The following is a 17,092-nucleotide window of genomic DNA, read 5'->3' as shown; positions in this document are numbered from 1 at the left end:
TCAGTGCCCCAGATTCTTGACGATATCCTCGACCATCTTCTTCGCATCGGCGAGCAGCATCATCGTCTGGTCCATGTAGAACACGTCATTGTCGACGCCCGCATAGCCCACGCCGCCCATCGAGCGCTTTATGAAGAACACGGTCTTGGCCTTGTCGACATCGAACACTGGCATGCCGTAGATCGGCGAGGACTTGTCGGTCTTCGCCGCCGGATTGACCACGTCGTTCGCGCCAATGATGAAGGCGACATCGGTCTGCGAGAATTCGCTGTTGATGTCCTCGAGCTCGAACACCTCGTCATAGGGCACATTGGCCTCGGCGAGCAGCACGTTCATGTGGCCGGGCATGCGGCCTGCCACTGGGTGGATGGCGTATTTGACGCTGACGCCTTCCTTCTTGAGCAGGTCGGCCATTTCGCGCAGCGCGTGCTGCGCCTGTGCCACCGCCATGCCGTATCCGGGGACGATGATCACGCTTTCGGCCTGCTTCATCATGTACGCCGCGTCCTCGGCGCTGCCGCGCTTCCACGGGCGATCGACCTTGGCCGCGCCGTCACCGCCGCTGCTCGCCTCGGCACCGAAGCCGCCCGCGATCACCGAGATGAAGCTGCGGTTCATCGCCTTGCACATGATGTACGAAAGGATGGCACCCGAAGAGCCGACCAGCGCGCCGGTGATGATCATCGCGGTGTTCGACAGGGTGAAGCCCATCGCTGCGGCTGCCCAGCCCGAATAGCTGTTGAGCATCGAGACGACGACCGGCATGTCCGCGCCACCGATCGGGATGATCAGCAGGAAGCCGATGATGAACGAGAGCACGGTGATCGCCAGGAACAGCCAGCCTTCGCCCGCGCCGCCATCGGGCGACACGGTATAGACCGCGATCATGCCGAGGATCGCGGCGAGCACGCCCAGGTTGATGACATGACGACCCGGGAGCATGATCGGCGAGCCCGACATGTTGCCGTTGAGCTTGAGGAACGCGATGACCGATCCCGAGAAGGTGATCGCACCAATCGCGACGCCGAGGCCCATCTCGATACGGCTGACGGTCAGGATCTGGCCATTGGCATCGAGAATGCCGAACGCTTCGGGATTGAGCCAGGCGGCGAGTGCGACGAGCACCGCGGCGAGGCCGACCAGCGAGTGGAAGGCCGCGACCAGCTGCGGCATGTCAGTCATCTTGATCTTGCGCGCGATCACGAAGCCAGCGACGCCGCCGATCGCGATGGCGATCAGGATCTCGACGATATTGGCGATCTCGTGCGTCAGCAGCGTGGTGATGACCGCGATGGCCATGCCGATCATGCCGAAGCGGTTGCCGCTGCGGCTGGTTTCCGGGCTGGAAAGACCGCGCAGCGCCAGGATGAAGAACACGCCAGCGACCAGATAGGCCAGCGACACCCAGGGGCTTACCGGCGCGGCATCACCGCCCGAGGCAAAGGCCGGGCCGGCGGTCAGCGCGCTGCAGGCAGCGGCGGCGAAAGTGAGCGGTCGGTTGATGTTCATTGCTGCCCCCAGAGCCATCACTTGCGCTCCTTCTTCTTGTACATCGCAAGCATGCGCTCGGTGACGGCAAAGCCGCCGAAGATGTTGACCGCGGCAAACACGACCGCGAGCAGACCAAGATATTTCGCCACCGGCGACACCGCCTCGGCACTGGCGACCAGCGCGCCGACGATGATCACCGACGAAATCGCGTTGGTCACCGCCATCAGCGGCGTATGCAGTGCGGGCGTCACCGACCAGACGACATAATAGCCCACGAAACAGGCCATCACGAAGATCGAGAGGATTGAGATGAAGTCCATCTTCATATTCTCCATTCGTCCCGCCGATCCGGCCTCGCCTAGCTGCGGGAAGGGTCCGGACCAGGCCGGTCAGATGTTCGAAAATCCGGTGATCAGCTCGCGAGCAGCCTCTCGCTGACGACCTTGCCGCCCATGGTCACGCGGACGCCCTGGACGATCTCGTCATCGTCGGGGAACACGGGCGCTTTTGCTTCCTTGTCCCAAAAGGCCGAGAAGAAGTTGAACAGGTTGCGCGCGAAAAGCGCCGAGGCATCGGTGGCGAGCCGCGACGGTACGTTGCGATGCCCGACGATCTTCACGCCGTGCTTGACGATGATCTCGCCCGCTACCGCACCTTCCACATTGCCCCCCTGCTCCACCGCCAGATCGACGATCACGCTGCCCGGTTTCATGCTGGCGATCTGCGCATCGCTGATCAGGCGCGGTGCGGGCCGGCCCGGGATCAGCGCGGTGGTGATGACGATGTCCTGTTTGGCGATATGCGAGGAGACCAGTTCGGCCTGAGCCGCCTTGTATTCGTCGGACATTTCGGTCGCATAGCCACCCGCGCCTTCGCCCTCGATACCCGCGACATTCTCGACGAAGATCGGCTTGGCGCCGAGCGACTGAATCTGTTCCTTGGTGGCAGAGCGGACGTCGGTCGCCGAAACCTGCGCGCCCAGGCGGCGTGCGGTCGCGATCGCCTGCAGCCCGGCCACGCCCACGCCCATGATGAACACCTTGGCGGCGGACACGGTGCCCGCTGCGGTCATCATCATCGGGAAGGCCTTGCCATACTCGGCAGCGCCGTCGATCACCGCCTTGTAGCCCGCAAGGTTCGACTGCGAGGACAGGATGTCCATCGACTGCGCGCGGGTGATGCGCGGCATGAATTCGAGCGCCAGCGCCTGGAAGCCTGCCGCCGCATAGGCATCGATGCGCGCCCGCTCGCCGAAGGGATTGAGCGAGGCAGCGATCATCGCGCCGGGCTTGGCCCCTGCAAGGCTGGCCGGATCGGGTCCCTGGACGCCGAAGATGATGTCGGCATCGCCGAGCACATCGGCGCGCGACCCCACGCTGGCTCCGGCGGCAGCGAAATCCGCGTCGGAAATCGACGCATATTCGCCCGCACCGGTCTCCACCGCCACGGTCGCTCCCAATCCGATGAACTTCTTGACGGTTTCAGGGCTCGCCGAAACGCGCCGTTCGCCCGATGCCTGCTCCTTGAGGACCGCGATCTTCATGCCGCCGCCGGTCAGCTGGCGATGAGAACGACGACGAACGCCGTCACGAGTGCCGCCACGATCGTGCCGGTCTTCAGCAGGCCCATGAAGCCCTCATAGGTTTGCTTGGCATATTCGAAGTTGTTGGACGTGTCGTTGGCCATGGTCAGAGCCTTCCCCGTTATTGGTGCCGAAGTTGATATCGGTTCGCCTTAACCGAATGCCGGGTGTCGCTCAATCCCGCAAGCTTCAAATCGCTAGGGTTGGCACAAGCTTAGCTTTAATGGGGTTTTTACCACATGCCGTTAAGGATGACGGTGATGGCCAAGGAACGCACAGACGCAGACCAGCAGATCCGCCGGGTAATGCTGATCGATAACGAACCGGCGCAATGCCGCCTGGTCGCAGCGCTTGCGGCCAAGGCGGGCTGGCGCACGGTGTTCGCGCACGATTCGGAAACTGCGATCGCCATGCTCGGCACGCAGGAGGGGATGATGCTCGATGCGATCATTCTCGACCAATGGGTGCCAGGCGACGAAGCCGCCGAACTCATCAAGGAACTGAAATCGCGCCGTCCGGCGCTGCCGATCCTGATGCTGACCACCAGCACCTCGCCGCTGCTCGCGGTCGAGGCGATGCGCGCGGGCGCTACCGATTATCTGATCAAGCCGATCGCGCCCGACCGTCTCGTCGCCGCGCTCAACGCTGCCGCGCGCAAGGACGATGCCGACGAGCTGCGCCCGCTCACCGAGAAGATCGCGGCCCCGCTCGATTTCGACGAGATGATAGGCTCGTCGCCGCGCTTCCGCGCGGCGCTGGCCATTGCCGCCAAATCGGCGCGGACGCACACGCCCGTGCTGATCGAGGGCGAAAGCGGCACCGGCAAGGAAATGATCGCGCGCGCCATCCATGCCTCCAGCCCGCGTTCGAAACTGGCATTGCGGCTGGTGACATGTGCCGGGGCTTCGAGCGGCCAGATCGAATCGCAGCTCTTCGGGCATGAGCGCGGCGCGTTTCCTGGCGCGTTCGACCGGCATGTCGGCATCATCCAGCGGGTCGAGGGCGGCACGCTGTTCATCGACGAAGTCGACCAGCTTCCGCTCGAATCGCAGGCCAAGCTTGCCGACGCGATCCGATCGGGCGAGGTGCGTCCGCTGGGCGCCCGGCACAGCTTCCGCTGCGATGTGCGCTTCATCTGCGCCAGCAACACGCCGCTCAAGCCGATGGTCGAAGAGGGTTCGTTCCGCGAGGACCTGTATTTCGCGATCGCGCCGGTGCAGATCACCATTCCCGCGCTGCGCGACCGGTCGAGCGACATTCCTGCGCTCGTCCGCCATTTTCTGGCGCGCATCGCCGAACAGCCGGGGCTGCGCGGCCTGGGCATTACCGACGAGGCGCTGTCGCTGCTGTCCAGCTTCGATTGGCCGGGCAATGTCCGCCAGCTGCAGAACGCGCTTTTCCGCGCCGCGATCTTCTGCGATGGCGATGCGCTGACCACCGCGGAATTTCCGCAGCTCACCAACATGCTTGGCGAAGAGGAGCCGCGCCGGACCTCGTCGCCGCATGACGGCATCGGCATCACGCTCTATGCCGAGGACGGCAATCTGCGCCCGCTCGAGGAGATCGAGGCCGATGTGATCCGTCTCGCCATCGGCCATTACCGGGGTCGCATGACCGAGGTCGCGCGCCGTCTGGGCATCGGCCGCTCGACGCTCTACCGCAAGCTGACCGAACTCGGCATCGACAACGCCGCGTAACCGCGCTTTTCCCCTTCCCTGCGCTGCCAGGCGCTCATAAGAGCGGGCGGATGACCCGCGATCCGCTCGACGTCCTGCACGAAACCTTCGGCTTTTCCGCCTTTCGCGGCGTGCAGGAGCAGGTGGTCACGCGGGTGCTGGCGCGGCAGAACACGCTGGCGATCATGCCGACCGGCGCGGGCAAGTCGCTCTGCTATCAACTGCCCGCCGTGGCGCTCGATGGCTGCTGCGTCGTCATCTCTCCCCTCATCGCCCTGATGCATGACCAGCTGCGCGCCGCGCAGGCGCTGGGCATTCGCGCCGCCAGCCTCACCTCGGTCGATGCCGACTGGCAGGAAACGCAGGACCGGTTCCGCGCGGGCGAGCTCGACCTGCTCTATGTCGCGCCTGAGCGTGCCAGCTCGGAAGGGTTTCGCAGCCTGCTCGGCCGCGCGTCGATCGCGCTGTTCGCGATCGACGAGGCGCATTGCGTGTCCGAATGGGGCCATGATTTCCGCCCCGATTACCGGCTGCTCCGCCCGCTGCTCGACAGCTTCCCCGATTGCCCGCGCCTGGCGCTGACCGCCACCGCCGATGCGCACACGCGCGAGGACATTCTCAAGCAGCTTGGCATCGCGCCCGATGGCATGGTGATCGCCGGGTTCGACCGGCCCAATATCCGTTATGCCGTGCACCCGCGTGACGGGCTGACCCGGCAGATCGGTGATCTGGTCGCGAGCAATCCCGGCCCCGGCATCGTCTATGCCCAGACCCGCGCCGGGACCGAAAAGCTGGCCGAACAACTGGGGCGCGATGGCCGCAGGCAGGTGCGCGCCTATCATGCCGGGATGCCACCCGAGGAGCGCCGCGCCAACCAGGATGCGTTCATCGCCAGCGAGGACATGGTGATGGTCGCCACCGTCGCCTTTGGCATGGGCATCGACAAGCCTGATGTCCGCTTTGTGGTGCACGCCGGCCTCCCCAAGTCGATCGAGGGCTATTATCAGGAATCGGGCCGCGCTGGCCGCGACGGCGAACCGGCAGAGGCGCATCTGTTCTGGGGAGCGGAGGATTTCATCCGCGCGAGGATGCGGATCGGCGAGATCGAGGCCGAGCGCCAGGCGGGCGAACGCGCGCGCATATCGGCCTTGGGCGCGCTGGTGGAAACCGGAGGATGCAGGCGCGCGGTGCTGCTGCGCCATTTTGGCGAGAGCCCGGCAGACACCTGCGGCAACTGCGACAATTGCCTGAGCCCGCCCGACAGCGTCGATGCGACGCAAACCGCGCGCAAGCTGCTTTCTGCCGTCTATCGCACTGGGCAGAGCTTTGGTCTGGGCCATGTCGAGGCGGTGCTGCGCGGGCAGAATACCGACAAGGTGCAGCAGCGCGGGCATGACCGGCTCTCGGTCTTTGGCATCGTCGATGGCGAGGAGGCGCTCCTGCTCAAGCCGGTCGCTCGGGCGTTGCAGGTGCGTGATGCGCTCGCCACCAACGAGCATGGCGGGCTGATGCTGGGCCCCGAGGCGCGCGCTATCCTGCGCGACGAGGTGCAGCTGCCGCTGGTGCTGCCACCCAAGCGCGCGCGGCGTGGTCGGCGCGGCAGCGATGCAGTCAATCCGGTGAGCAATCCGCTGTTCGAGGCGTTGCGCGCGTGCCGCCGCGATCTCGCGCAGGAGGCAGGCGTACCTCCCTATGTGATCTTCCACGACAGCACGCTGCGCGAAATGGCCGAACGCATGCCGCGGACGATGGACGCGCTGTCGCGCATTTCCGGCATCGGGACGCGCAAGCTGGAGGCCTATGGCGAGGCCTTTCTGCGCGTGCTGCGCGAGCATGGCTGATATATTGACATTAATTGTGTCAATATATAGCGTCTGCATCAAGACCAGCAGAGAGGATGCACCATGGCTGAGCCCTTTACCGTTCTGAACGAAGTGTTTCCGGGCCATCCCGAAACGCTGGCAGGCATGATGCAGCCGGGCCCTGACGGGCCTATCTTCATGATCAATCTGCTCAAGTTCAAGGAAAAGGCGGTCTATGAGGATGGTCGCGAGACCGACCTGACCGGACGCGAGGCCTATATGATCTATGGCCGGGCAGTCTCGCAGCTGCTGCCCAAATTCGGCGGCGTGGCGATGTTCGTCGCCGATGTGACCTTCCTCTCGCTCGGCCAGGTCGGCGAGCTTTGGGACGAGGTCGCGATCGGGGTCTATCCCAAGCGAGCGGACATGGTGCGGATGTCGATGTCCGAGGAATGGCGCGAGATCGCGGTGCACCGCAGCGCCGGGCTCGACGGACAGCTCAATATCGAGACGGTGCTGTCCGAGGAAGGCAAGGGCATGCCGTGGATGCAGCAGATCCTGTCGATGGTCGGTCCCAAGGGGTGACATAGGCCCATGTTGGGGATATGCGCTTTTACATGAACACTCCTCCGGTTACCATCTCAGCGCCCCCTGCCCGCCATCCCGATGGCCGCAAACAGCGCAGCGAACGCAGTCGCCAGGCGATCGTCGATGCCATGCTCGACATCATCATGGGCGGCAGGATGGAACCGAGCGCCGCTGAAGTCGCCGAAAAGGCGGGCGTCAGTGCGCGTACAGTGTTCCGCCATTTCGAGGAAATGGACAGCCTTTACAGCGAGATGACCGAGCGGCTCGAAGCGGAGATCATGCCGATCATCCAGCAGCCCTTTACCGGCGAAGGCTGGCGCGCACAGCTTGACCAGCTGCTCGAGCGACGCGCGATGATCTATGAGCGCATCATGCCGGTCAAGATTGCCGCGAGCATCCGCCGGTTCAGCTCGGACTATCTGATGCTGAATTACGAGCGCTTCGTCCATCTCGAGCGCACCGGGCTGGAAGGGGTGCTTCCCGACACTATCCGCAAGGATGCAACCCGCTTCTCCGCGATCGAGATGTGCGCCGGCTTCCAGACCTGGCGACGACTGCGCCAGGATCAGGGCCTCAGCACCGATCAGGCCGCCGACGTTGTGCGGCTGACGATTTCGCGGCTGGTGGACTGAGCTTGCGGCGCGCGTTCTGGCTTGCCGGGGCCGCGTTGACCATGGCGGTTGCAGGCTGTGATCTGCAGTCGGAACCCGAAAGCGGGCGCGCGGAGCCGGCTGCGCGCGATTGCCCTGCCAAGACCTTCGAGCCAGGCAAATTCATCCCCCTGCCCGCTGGCTCCTATGTCAAGGGTGCCGATCCGCTCTATCCCGAGGAACGCCCGTCCATGCGGCTCCGGGTCGAGGGTTTTGCGATCCAGGCGCACGAGGTCACCAATGACCAGTTCGCCGCCTTCGTTGAGGCGACCGGCTATGTCACGGAAGCAGAGAGAGCCGCGACCAGCGATGATCCGCGCGCGGGATCGGCCGTGTTCACACGCGATGCAAAGGGCATGAACGGTCGATGGGTGCTGCGCAAGGGCGCGACCTGGCGAGCGCCAGAGGGCACTGGTTCGTCCATCGATGGCAAGGGCCGCCATCCGGTCGTGCATGTCACGCTCGCCGATGCGCGGGCCTATGCAAATTGGGCAGGCGGTCGGCTGCCGAGCGAGGAGGAATGGGAATATGCCGCGAGCAGCGGTCTACCCGATCCCGCCAACCGCTTTTCCGGCGCGGTCGACGACAAGGGCGTGCCCCGCGCCAACCACTGGCAGGGGGTTTTTCCGATCAGGGATGAGGGCAAGGACGGCTTTTCGGGCACGGCCCCTGCCAGCTGCTTTCCCGCTGATCGCAACGGGGTGCACGACCTGATCGGCAATGTCTGGGAATGGACCGACAGCCCGGCGGACGACGCGCACATGATCATCAAGGGCGGTAGCTGGCTGTGCGCGGCCAACTTCTGCGCGCGCTATCGCCCCGCCGCGCGCCAGCCGCAGGAGAATGACTTCTCCTCGAACCATATCGGCTTCCGCATCATCCGCGACGTCGCAGCGCCAGCGCCAGGAACAGCGCGATAACCGGCACCGCCACCAGCACGGCATAGCTTTCGGGTGGATGATGATCACCGGGCTTCAGCACCCAGAAGCTGAGGGCGTGCAGCGTCTTTTCGAGCAGCAACAGCACTAGCGCCAGCGGCACCAGCGCGCGATGGAACAGTCCGATGGCGAGCATCATGCCACCCCAGGCGATCTGCGTCGCGCCCGCCCAGGCGAACATCGATACGGTGCGGGCAGCATCGCGGGACAGGTCGATCCCCGCGATCACCCCCGCCCCGCCATCGGGCAGGAAGACATGGATCATGCCGGGGACCACCGCCAGCACCCCGCACAGAACGAGAAAGCGCGACGAAGCCGACGCGGCAACCGGCTCCGACCGGGGCAGTAGCGCCGCCATCAGTTCGGCCAGTAAACGAGCTCGTCGCCCTTCCTGAACTTCACTCCGAGCGGTTTGTCGACTGCCACCGGCGCCTCGATGGTGTGCGGGTAGAGCGGCTTGCGCGCGCCCTGTTGGTGCTTGGCGAGCAGGGCCTTGAGCTCGGCGACCTTGGCCGGGTTGGCCGCGGCGAGATCACGCTTCTCGGTCGGATCGTCCTTGAGGTTGAACAGCCAGGTCTTGCGCGGGCGTTCGGTCACCTGCAGCTTCCAGTCACCCTGACGCACGACGCGATAATAGGCGCTCTGCCAGAAGATCGCGTCATCGGGCCGCTTGCCGACCGGATTTGCGGGATCGGGGCCGAGCAGGTCGACGCCGTCGATCTGGAGTCCGGCGGGCAGCCTGGCCCCGCCTGCCCTGGCGAAGGTCGGCATCAGGTCGATATGCGCGACGGGCGTATCGACCCTTGTTCCAGGTGATATCCGTCCCGGCCAGCGCACGAACATCGGCACGCGGATGCCGCCCTCGAACAGGGTGAGCTTCCATCCCCGATAGGGTGCGTTGACCTGCGGCAGGCCGATATAGCCCGCGCCGCCATTGTCGCTGGAAAAGACGATGATCGTGTTGTCGTCGAGCCCCTGGTCCTTGAGCGACTGCATGATGCGCCCGACCGATCGATCGAGCGCGCGGACCATCGCCGCATAGACGCGCAGCCGGTGGGGCTTGATGTCGCCCACCGCGTCATAATCGGCCTTTGTCGCCTGGAGCGGGGTGTGAACGTTCCAGTGCGCGAGATAGAGGAAGAACGGGCGGTTGCGGTTCGCCTCGATCACCTTGATCGCCTCGTCGGTCCAGTAATCGGCGAGATAGCCGCCCGGCTTGAACCATTTGCCGCCATTGTAGCTGGTGGCGAACTGCATCCGCGCCCAGAGGAACTTGTCGATCGGGTCGAAATCGACCTTGGCGTTGACCACGTTCGGGTCGTCCTCGGGCAGGTGCATCGCGCTCGCCATCAACAGGCTCTCGTCGAACCCCTGGGCGTTGGCGCTGAATTCGGGACCGTCGCCCAGATGCCATTTGCCGATATGCACGCTGTGATAGCCCGCGGGTTTCAGGATCTCGGCGATCGTCTGCTCGCTGCCCGGCAGACCCTGGCCGTCGAAATCGGGCGCGCCTTCCACCGCCGCGTCGAGATAGGTGACCGGCGGCAGGCCGGAATCCATTTCGTCGGACAGCGCCTTGACGATGCGGCCCATGCCGTCGGGCGTGGGGGTGAATTCAAATCCGGTGCGCGTGGGGTAACGCCCGGTCAGGATCATCGCGCGCGACGGGGCGCAGCTTGCGGTGCCGGCATAGGCCTGCGAATAGATCGCGCCTTCGGCCGCGAGCCGGTCGATATTGGGCGTCGGTACCTTGCCACCGGCCACGCCGCCGCCGAAGGTCGAGATGTCGTTGATGCCCAGGTCATCGGCCAGGATGAACACGATATTGGGTGGGCGCTTGTCAGCGGGCAGCGCGGGGCTGTCCGGTCCCTTCTGCCAGACCACGGGCTGGTTTTCGGCAACGTCGTGCTGGCCCATGTGCGAGGCAGCGAACAGCAGCACCTGGCTCTTGTTGAACCAGGCCCAGGTTCCGGCTGCGATGATGACGACGAGCAGGCCGAGCAGGATGCGCTTGATCATGCGACCGCCTCCTCGGCGAACATCGCTTCGCAGCCGGTGCCGGAAAGCAGCGCATCGAGCCGGTCGCGCGCCTCGGCGGACAGTGCCGCGCGTGCCGCGCGCAGGGTCACCAGGCATTTCGCCTGATAGGGAAAGACCGGCTGCGTCCAGCGCTTGCCGTCGATCTCGGTCTCGAAATCGCTCTGCCCGGCAGCGGCGGCTCGGGCGTTGGCGATCAGGAATGGCGCATAGACGCGCCCGATCTCGGTCAGTAACTCACCCAACTGCTGGCCGAGCGCATTTTGATCGAGCCAGGCCCCGTCTGGCAGGCCGGAGAGGTCCTCCACCCGGTCGAGCCAGGCGCGCAGCCGAGGTGTCGAGCCGGCCATGATCGCGGCAGGCGTCGGATCGACAATGCCGAGCTGGGTGAGCTGGCCATAGATGGCGAAATCCGCCGCCGAAGGCCGCGTGCCGAGGACAAAGCCGGTGCGCGCGATCGCCCGATCGAGAATGCCGATCAGCCGCGCATAGCTCGCCTCGATGATCGGCGCGGTAATGTCGTTCGAGCCGACCACGTACAGCCGGTCGATCTGCCGCTTCGCAAAGCCGTCCGCCATCTGCTTCGCCTGCTCGTCCGGATAGGTCGGGCTCTGCCAGAAGATCAGCAGCGGCCCGGCATTGGCCGCGTCGGTCGCAAAATGCCAGCGATAGTGGAACATCATCTTGGTCATCCACTCGTCGGCAAAATCCTCGATCAGCAGGTCGAGAAAGCCGAGCAGCTCGTCCTCCGGAAGCACCGAGCGGCCCGGATGTTCCGCCTCGAGCCTGCGGATGATTGGCGTGGAATCGACCACTGCTTCGCGCGCATCGCCCTCGCCGAAATAGAAGGTGGGCAGCAGCTTGACCTTGGGCACCGGATAGCCGGCGGGTGGCTGCATGTGGCTGCCCCAGATCATCTTATGGCCAATCCCGCGATAGCGCAGCAGCGCCAGCATCTTGCGCGTATAGGGCGATCCCGGCGCCCCGAGCAGTTCAACAGCCATTCTCTCCTCCGCTTTTATTGTCACAGGCTATGTCAATAATGTGAACGGGTCAAGCGGGCCGCGCACGTCCTTTCCGCCGCAGCAGCCGATAGGCACCATAGAGCATCGCGATCACAAGCAAGCCTGCCCCCAGCAGAACATACCAGTAGCGCGCGGCCATCTTGCGCACCGTGTTCTTGCCGATCTGCACCGTGGAGTCATATCCCTCGGGCATTTCGAGCACGCCGTTGCGCTTCGCATAGGCGCGATACTCGGCCATCATCTCCCTGAACTTCGCCGGATCGCTCTGGCTCAGGTCGCGGCTCTCGCCGGGGTCCGAAGCGATGTCGTACAACCGCCAGATGCCGTCGCCATAGGGCTTGAGGTTGCGCACCAGCTTGTAGCTGCCCTTGAACAGTGCAGCATTGCCAGAGACCTCGAAGCCCGTCGCGGTTTCCGGCGTGCGCACCGCATCGGCCTGTCCGGCGAGCAGCGGGACCAGCGAGCGGCCGTCAAAGGCACTGGCATCGGGCGCTCCGCCCGCCATCGCGAGTAGCGTCGGCGCGATGTCGCTCACCGTGGTCATCGCAGCGCTCGGGGCGGCAGGCGCGATGCCGGGGCCTGCCATGATCATCGGCACGTGCAGCCCGCCCTCGGCGCTGTAGAACTTGAACATCGCCCCCGGCGAGGCAGCGGCATTGGCGAATTCTGGCCCGATAAAGGCATAGGTGCCCTTGCCGCCCCAATTGTCCGCCGAAACGCTGTACCCGTTATTGTCGAGCCACCACTGCATGGTGCGCGACGTGGCGAGCGGATTGCTCGGTTCCGGGCCGTTGTCCGACGTGAACACGAACACCGTGTTGTCATATTGGCCGGTACGCTTGAGATGCTCGACCAGCCTCCCGATATGGTGGTCCATCGCCTCGATCATGCCGGCATTGATCGCCATGTTGCGCGCGAACAGTGCCTGTTCCTCGCGCGTCAGGCTTTCCCATTGGCGCAAGCCCTTGGGCGGATCGGCGAGCGGCGCTCCATTCGGAATCAGGCCGTTGGCCTGCGCCCGTTCCCAGCGCGCCTTGCGCATTGCCGCCCAGCCCTGGCGATAGGTGTCCCTGTACTTGCGGGTGAATTCGGGCGGCGCCTGGACCGGAATATGGATCGCTTGGAAGCCGATATAGGCAAGGAACGGCTTTTGCTGGTCGCCCTCACCCAGATAATCGACCATCCGGTCTATCAGGAAGCGCGAGGAATAGAAGTCCTTGGGCAGGCGTGCCGGTTTGCCGTCCTCGAACCAGGGGGCATCGGCATAATAGGGCATGTACGATTTCTGCTCCCAATTGTCCGCGCCCGACGCATCAAGCACGAACGATCGGTCGAAACCGTGGGAGTTGGGCAGATCGCCGTGCTCATGGCCGAGATGCCATTTGCCGGTCATGTAAGTGCGATAGCCGCGCTGCCTGAGCCTGCTGGCGATCGTCGTCACGCCCGGTTCGAAGCGCAGCGAATAGCCCTTCTTGCCGATATGCTCGTTCGGGATGACCTCGGGAATGGTCGAGACGCCGGTCCGATGGTTGTCGAGGCCCGTGAGCAGCATCGCGCGCGAGGGCGAGCAGAGCGGCGAGGTATAATAGCGCGTGAACATCCGCCCGCGACGCGCCAGCGCATCGATATGGGGCGTCCGCGCCTCGCCGCCATAGATGCCGAGATCCATCAGCGCGAGGTCATCGGCCAGCAGCACCACGAAATTGGGTGGGCGGTCCGGGGTGATCGCCTTGAGCGTGGTGGCGGTCGCCAGGGGCTGCGCGGCGGGGCCGGCCGCTGCCAGCGATAGCGCCGCGCCGATTGCCGCGAGAAACCTCTTCCCGGCCATGCATCCTCCCCGCCATGATGGTCCCAACCACCTTTTGGCAGAGGCTATGACAGATTATGCTCGGGCGCAAGCGGCTCTTGGCAGAGCCCGTGCCCGCCTCAGCCCTTGGGCTTGAACACCAGCGAAGCCGTGACCGGCACCGCGGTGCTGATCGCGGGAAGCTTGGCGACTTCCTGCAGCTTGCCGACTCCAGCCTCGAGCCCCACGGCCGATGCATCGATGATCAGCGGCTTGGCGGTTTCGACCAGCACCGATTCACCCGCCAGCCGTGTCACGGTCAGCGGCGCTTCGATGCTGTTGATGGTGCCGTGCAGGTCGAGCGTCACCGGAACGGCCATGGTCTTGCGCTCGCCGGGCTTCATGGCCTTGATGGCGTTGGGATCGATCTTGGCGGTGAGCTTGGCATCGGGGAAATTCGCCACCTCGAAGAGCATGTCGCGCATCCGCTGGTTGCGGATATCGATGCCGGTGTCGACACTGGCCAGGTCAATGGCGACGGCCACCGTGCCATCGGGTTCGACCGAGCCCGAGAGCTTCTTGAAGCTGTGCGCCTCGCCGACATTGCCAGCCTTGACCGAGACGAAGCCGACATTCGACTGATCCGCTGCCAGCTGCCATGCGCCTTCGGGCAACGGAGCTTCGGCCTTGTCGGAACCAGCGCTGCAGGCGGCGAGTGCCAGCGAAAGCACGGAAACGGAAACAAGCGAACGGATCATGAAGCAGACTCCAGCCAGGCGTTGGACGAACGTTCTTAACGTCAGCCCAGCGGCCTGTCACCGCCTCATGCGCGCATCTGCTCGGGATAGCCGGTCGCGATCTGCGGCGGGCTGGACTGCCGGAAACGTTCCAGGCTGATCGGGACGGTGAACTGCAGGCCGCAGCGGTCTTCGACCGACCAGCGCGCCACTGCGCGCACCTTCAAATTCGCACCCAGCGCGATCTCGAACTCGGTACCGGGCGGCACGTCCCACAATCCCTCGATCAGCGCGCCACCAGGCGAGATGTTCTTGATCCGCGCGGGGTAGCAATAGCCATCGTGATAGATGCCGATCGTGCGCAGCACCTTGTAGCGGGTCTCGCGGCTGCGCTTGTGACCGACCGGCTCGACATGATTCTCGACGCCGGCGAGCCGCTGCGTGGCTTCGGCAAGCCCGACCGGTTTGCCGTAGATATAGCCCTGCACATGGCTGCACCCCAGCGAGCGGATGAGTTCGAGCTCGTCGATCGTTTCGGCACCCTCTGCGGTGGTTTCCATGTTGAGCGCCTCGGCGAGCGAGACGATCGAGCGGATGATCGCGCTGTTGGCGCTGCCCGATTGCGAGGCACCGCGGACGAAGCTCTGGTCGATCTTGATCTTGTCGAATGGCGCGCTGCGCAGATAGCCGAGCGCGGAATAGCCGGTGCCGAAATCGTCCAGCGCCAGGCGCACGCCGATGCCTTTCAACCGCTCGAAGATGCGCGTCGCATCGAGCTTATCGTCCAGGAACACGCTCTCGGTAATTTCCAGCTCTAGCCTTTCGGGCTCGAGCCCGCTCTGCGCCAGCGCATTGAGCACGATCGAGGGGAAGGCAGGATCGGCAAACTGCATCGGCGATACGTTGACCGCGATCCGCACCGAGCGGGGCCAGGTGGCTGCATCGGCACAAGCGGTGCGCAGCACCCATTCGCCCAGCTGCATGATCAGACCCGATTCCTCGGCGATCGGCACGAACGCGCCGGGGCTGATCGGTCCGCGTACAGGGTGGTTCCAGCGGGCTAGCGCTTCGAACCCGCTGATCGTCTCGGTCGCAACGTTGACCACGGGCTGATAGGCGATGCTCATGCCCCCGGCCTGCAGGGCAGCGCGCAGCTCGCCTTCGAGCGCGCGCCGCTCATGTGCCACCTTGTGCATGTCCTCGCTGTAGAATTTCCAGATGCCGCGCCCGTTTTCCTTGGCCGAATAGAGCGCAAGGTCGGCGTTGCGGATCAGCGTCTCGGCACCCGAATGGGTGCGGCCATCGGCAATGGCAATACCCACCGAGGCCCCGATCACGATCTGGTTGCCCTCGACCATATAGGGATGGCTGAGATTGATGATCACCGATCGCGCGATATCGGCCAGCCGGTCCTCGCTGATGATCCCGGGCAGCACGACCTGGAACTCGTCGCCGCCCAGACGGCCGACCTCGCCGCTGTCACCGATGGTGCGCTTCAGCCGCTCGGACACCTGCTTGAGCAGCGCATCGCCGATCGGATGGCCGAGCGTGTCGTTGACTTGCTTGAAACGGTCGAGGTCGAGCAGGAACAGCGAGCACGGGCTGGGCTCGCCGCGATGCCCGGACAGCGCCTTTTCGAACAGCTCCTTGATATACAGGCGATTGGCGAGCCCGGTGAGATTGTCGTAGCGCGCAAGCTGCGTGACCGCCTCGTGCGAGCGCTTCACCTCGGTAAGGTCGGTGCCATGGCCGCGAAAGCCGACAAACTGGCCAAATTCGTTGTAGAACGGTGCGCCGGAAAGCGACCAGGCGCGCTCCTCTTCCGACTGCGCGACGCGTACGGCAAGATCGCTGAACGCCGTGCGGGCGGAGAAATGGAAATTGAACGTCCGTTCGCTGCCGCCGCCGTCGGCACCTGGCGAACAGATGACCGAGCTCAAGGGCTGGCCGATGATCGTCGCGGGGTCAGCCTCGATCGCGGTGACGGCTTCGGCGCTGATATAGACGATGCGGCCCTGCCGGTCGGTTTCCCAGAACCAGCCACGACCGGATTTCTCGTAATCGGAGAGCAGGCAGCGCGCGCGTTCGTTGTTCAGTTTCTGTTGGTCGAGCGCCGCCTCTTCGTCGCGATCGTCCTTGCCGCGGATCAGTGCGATCAGCAGCATCGCCGGCAAGAAGACCAGCGTCCCCACCGCAAAGCGCAGATCCCAGGCGGCAAGCAGCACGCCAAGCCCGGTCGACATGCATGCAAAGAACATCAGCATGCGATGCGGCACCATGACCGCCAAGGTCGGAAGCAGCGCGCCCAACAGCGCCATCATGCCGATCAGGACACCGGCTTCCTGGCCGTGCGCCACAAGGCTGACGACGGCAAACGAGAAGCAGACCGTCGACACGCAGACGATCGCCGACAGCATCGGCGGGAAGCTGTCTCCGAGGATCTTGCGAATGGCATCGCTGCGTCCGGGCAGAAAGATCGCCAAGTCGATAAGGATCGACAAGGCGGCTGCAAGCACGAATGGCAGGTTGAGGCTGGCGACCGAAAATCCTGTTGCCGCCGCCGTCAGCAGCATCGCTACGGTGCGAACACCCATGACCACGGGCCAGAGCGCGCAGATCGCCAGCAGCGATCTTGCAGACAGCACAGCAGGTGCTGGCGCGTCTCCCGTTGCCAGTTCTGATTGCTTCTGTCCAAACATCAGCCAATGCATAAAGAAGCGCGATTAGCAAAGCGTTACCACGAGGAGATCGCCGTCCGGCAAGTCGTGTAAAATCAACGG

General features: G+C 64.6%; 15 protein-coding genes. 5 read left to right on the top strand and 10 right to left on the bottom strand.

The window, feature by feature from the left end; genetic code table 11:
• From FG486_RS15720 to FG486_RS15705, 4 genes are all read right to left on the bottom strand, one after another.
• The gene (locus FG486_RS15720; protein ID WP_241695844.1) at positions 1–1,527 is read right to left on the bottom strand and encodes an NAD(P)(+) transhydrogenase (Re/Si-specific) subunit beta; all 1,527 of its coding nucleotides are present in this window, start codon (positions 1,525–1,527) and stop codon (positions 1–3) included.
• The gene (locus FG486_RS15715) at positions 1,527–1,811 is read right to left on the bottom strand and encodes an NAD(P) transhydrogenase subunit alpha part 2 (RefSeq protein ID WP_023836382.1); all 285 of its coding nucleotides are present in this window, start codon (positions 1,809–1,811) and stop codon (positions 1,527–1,529) included. Before FG486_RS15715 ends, FG486_RS15720 begins: the two co-directional genes overlap by 1 nt.
• Positions 1,812–1,903: 92 nt before the next feature.
• Positions 1,904–3,034 carry an NAD(P) transhydrogenase subunit alpha gene (locus tag FG486_RS15710; protein ID WP_181268225.1) on the bottom strand — a complete coding sequence of 377 codons (1,131 nt, stop codon included), beginning with the start codon at positions 3,032–3,034 and terminating at the stop codon, positions 1,904–1,906.
• An 11-nt stretch (positions 3,035–3,045) separates the two neighbouring features.
• Entirely contained in the window at positions 3,046–3,177 is a 132-nt protein-coding gene (locus FG486_RS15705; protein WP_060979644.1) for an aa3-type cytochrome c oxidase subunit IV, read from the bottom strand.
• Between the two features lie 147 nt (positions 3,178–3,324).
• Here FG486_RS15705 and FG486_RS15700 point away from each other — a divergent pair, with 147 nt between their 5' ends.
• The 5 genes from FG486_RS15700 (at position 3,325) to FG486_RS15680 (ending at position 8,709) form a co-directional block, all read left to right on the top strand.
• Positions 3,325–4,770 carry a sigma-54-dependent transcriptional regulator gene (locus FG486_RS15700; RefSeq protein WP_181268415.1) on the top strand — a complete coding sequence of 482 codons (1,446 nt, stop codon included), beginning with the start codon at positions 3,325–3,327 and terminating at the stop codon, positions 4,768–4,770.
• Between the two features lie 50 nt (positions 4,771–4,820).
• A complete protein-coding gene (recQ, locus tag FG486_RS15695; RefSeq protein WP_181268224.1) occupies positions 4,821–6,590 on the top strand; it encodes a DNA helicase RecQ in 1,770 nt (589 codons plus the stop codon).
• Positions 6,591–6,653: 63 nt separating this feature from the next.
• Complete coding sequence (locus tag FG486_RS15690) at positions 6,654–7,136, top strand: DUF1330 domain-containing protein (RefSeq protein ID WP_066276695.1); 483 nt, start codon at positions 6,654–6,656, stop codon at positions 7,134–7,136.
• Positions 7,137–7,168: 32 nt separating this feature from the next.
• Complete coding sequence (locus tag FG486_RS15685) at positions 7,169–7,771, top strand: TetR/AcrR family transcriptional regulator (protein WP_066276690.1); 603 nt, start codon at positions 7,169–7,171, stop codon at positions 7,769–7,771.
• Positions 7,772–7,812: 41 nt separating this feature from the next.
• Positions 7,813–8,709, top strand: coding sequence for an SUMF1/EgtB/PvdO family nonheme iron enzyme (locus FG486_RS15680; protein ID WP_181268414.1), 897 nt, complete (start codon positions 7,813–7,815; stop codon positions 8,707–8,709).
• Here FG486_RS15680 and FG486_RS15675 read toward each other — a convergent pair.
• From FG486_RS15675 to FG486_RS15650, 6 genes are all read right to left on the bottom strand, one after another.
• Positions 8,666–9,085 (bottom strand): hypothetical protein, encoded by a 420-nt coding sequence (locus tag FG486_RS15675; protein WP_137775387.1) that lies wholly within the window; start codon positions 9,083–9,085, stop codon positions 8,666–8,668. The genes FG486_RS15680 and FG486_RS15675 overlap by 44 nt on opposite strands.
• The gene (locus tag FG486_RS15670; protein WP_181268223.1) at positions 9,085–10,746 is read right to left on the bottom strand and encodes a sulfatase; all 1,662 of its coding nucleotides are present in this window, start codon (positions 10,744–10,746) and stop codon (positions 9,085–9,087) included. The genes FG486_RS15675 and FG486_RS15670 overlap by 1 nt, the downstream gene beginning before the upstream one ends.
• Positions 10,743–11,768, bottom strand: coding sequence for a glutathione S-transferase N-terminal domain-containing protein (locus tag FG486_RS15665; RefSeq protein WP_181268222.1), 1,026 nt, complete (start codon positions 11,766–11,768; stop codon positions 10,743–10,745). The genes FG486_RS15670 and FG486_RS15665 overlap by 4 nt, the downstream gene beginning before the upstream one ends.
• A 49-nt stretch (positions 11,769–11,817) precedes the next feature.
• Entirely contained in the window at positions 11,818–13,617 is a 1,800-nt protein-coding gene (locus tag FG486_RS15660; RefSeq protein ID WP_181268221.1) for an arylsulfatase, read from the bottom strand.
• 98 nt (positions 13,618–13,715) lie between these two features.
• Positions 13,716–14,333, bottom strand: coding sequence for a YceI family protein (locus FG486_RS15655; protein WP_181268220.1), 618 nt, complete (start codon positions 14,331–14,333; stop codon positions 13,716–13,718).
• Between the two features lie 65 nt (positions 14,334–14,398).
• Complete coding sequence (locus tag FG486_RS15650; RefSeq protein ID WP_181268219.1) at positions 14,399–17,023, bottom strand: EAL domain-containing protein; 2,625 nt, start codon at positions 17,021–17,023, stop codon at positions 14,399–14,401.
• Positions 17,024–17,092 lie beyond the last annotated feature (69 nt).

It is taken from the genome of Blastomonas ursincola, from assembly GCF_013607875.1.
Lineage (GTDB): Bacteria > Pseudomonadota > Alphaproteobacteria > Sphingomonadales > Sphingomonadaceae > Blastomonas > Blastomonas ursincola.
This window is presented reverse-complemented; position numbering and strand designations above follow the sequence as displayed.

Coding starts and splice junctions, on each gene's coding strand:
- FG486_RS15700 (WP_181268415.1), top strand. CDS start 3,325: ATGACGGTGATGGCCAAGGAACGCACAGACGCAGACCAGCAGATCCGC.
- FG486_RS15665 (WP_181268222.1), bottom strand. CDS start 11,768: ATGGCTGTTGAACTGCTCGGGGCGCCGGGATCGCCCTATACGCGCAAG.
- FG486_RS15675 (WP_137775387.1), bottom strand. CDS start 9,085: ATGGCGGCGCTACTGCCCCGGTCGGAGCCGGTTGCCGCGTCGGCTTCG.
- FG486_RS15705 (WP_060979644.1), bottom strand. CDS start 3,177: ATGGCCAACGACACGTCCAACAACTTCGAATATGCCAAGCAAACCTAT.
- FG486_RS15680 (WP_181268414.1), top strand. CDS start 7,813: ATGGCGGTTGCAGGCTGTGATCTGCAGTCGGAACCCGAAAGCGGGCGC.
- FG486_RS15685 (WP_066276690.1), top strand. CDS start 7,169: ATGAACACTCCTCCGGTTACCATCTCAGCGCCCCCTGCCCGCCATCCC.
- FG486_RS15710 (WP_181268225.1), bottom strand. CDS start 3,034: ATGAAGATCGCGGTCCTCAAGGAGCAGGCATCGGGCGAACGGCGCGTT.
- FG486_RS15650 (WP_181268219.1), bottom strand. CDS start 17,023: ATGCATTGGCTGATGTTTGGACAGAAGCAATCAGAACTGGCAACGGGA.
- FG486_RS15690 (WP_066276695.1), top strand. CDS start 6,654: ATGGCTGAGCCCTTTACCGTTCTGAACGAAGTGTTTCCGGGCCATCCC.
- recQ (WP_181268224.1), top strand. CDS start 4,821: ATGACCCGCGATCCGCTCGACGTCCTGCACGAAACCTTCGGCTTTTCC.
- FG486_RS15715 (WP_023836382.1), bottom strand. CDS start 1,811: ATGGACTTCATCTCAATCCTCTCGATCTTCGTGATGGCCTGTTTCGTG.
- FG486_RS15670 (WP_181268223.1), bottom strand. CDS start 10,746: ATGATCAAGCGCATCCTGCTCGGCCTGCTCGTCGTCATCATCGCAGCC.
- FG486_RS15660 (WP_181268221.1), bottom strand. CDS start 13,617: ATGGCCGGGAAGAGGTTTCTCGCGGCAATCGGCGCGGCGCTATCGCTG.
- FG486_RS15720 (WP_241695844.1), bottom strand. CDS start 1,527: ATGGCTCTGGGGGCAGCAATGAACATCAACCGACCGCTCACTTTCGCC.
- FG486_RS15655 (WP_181268220.1), bottom strand. CDS start 14,333: ATGATCCGTTCGCTTGTTTCCGTTTCCGTGCTTTCGCTGGCACTCGCC.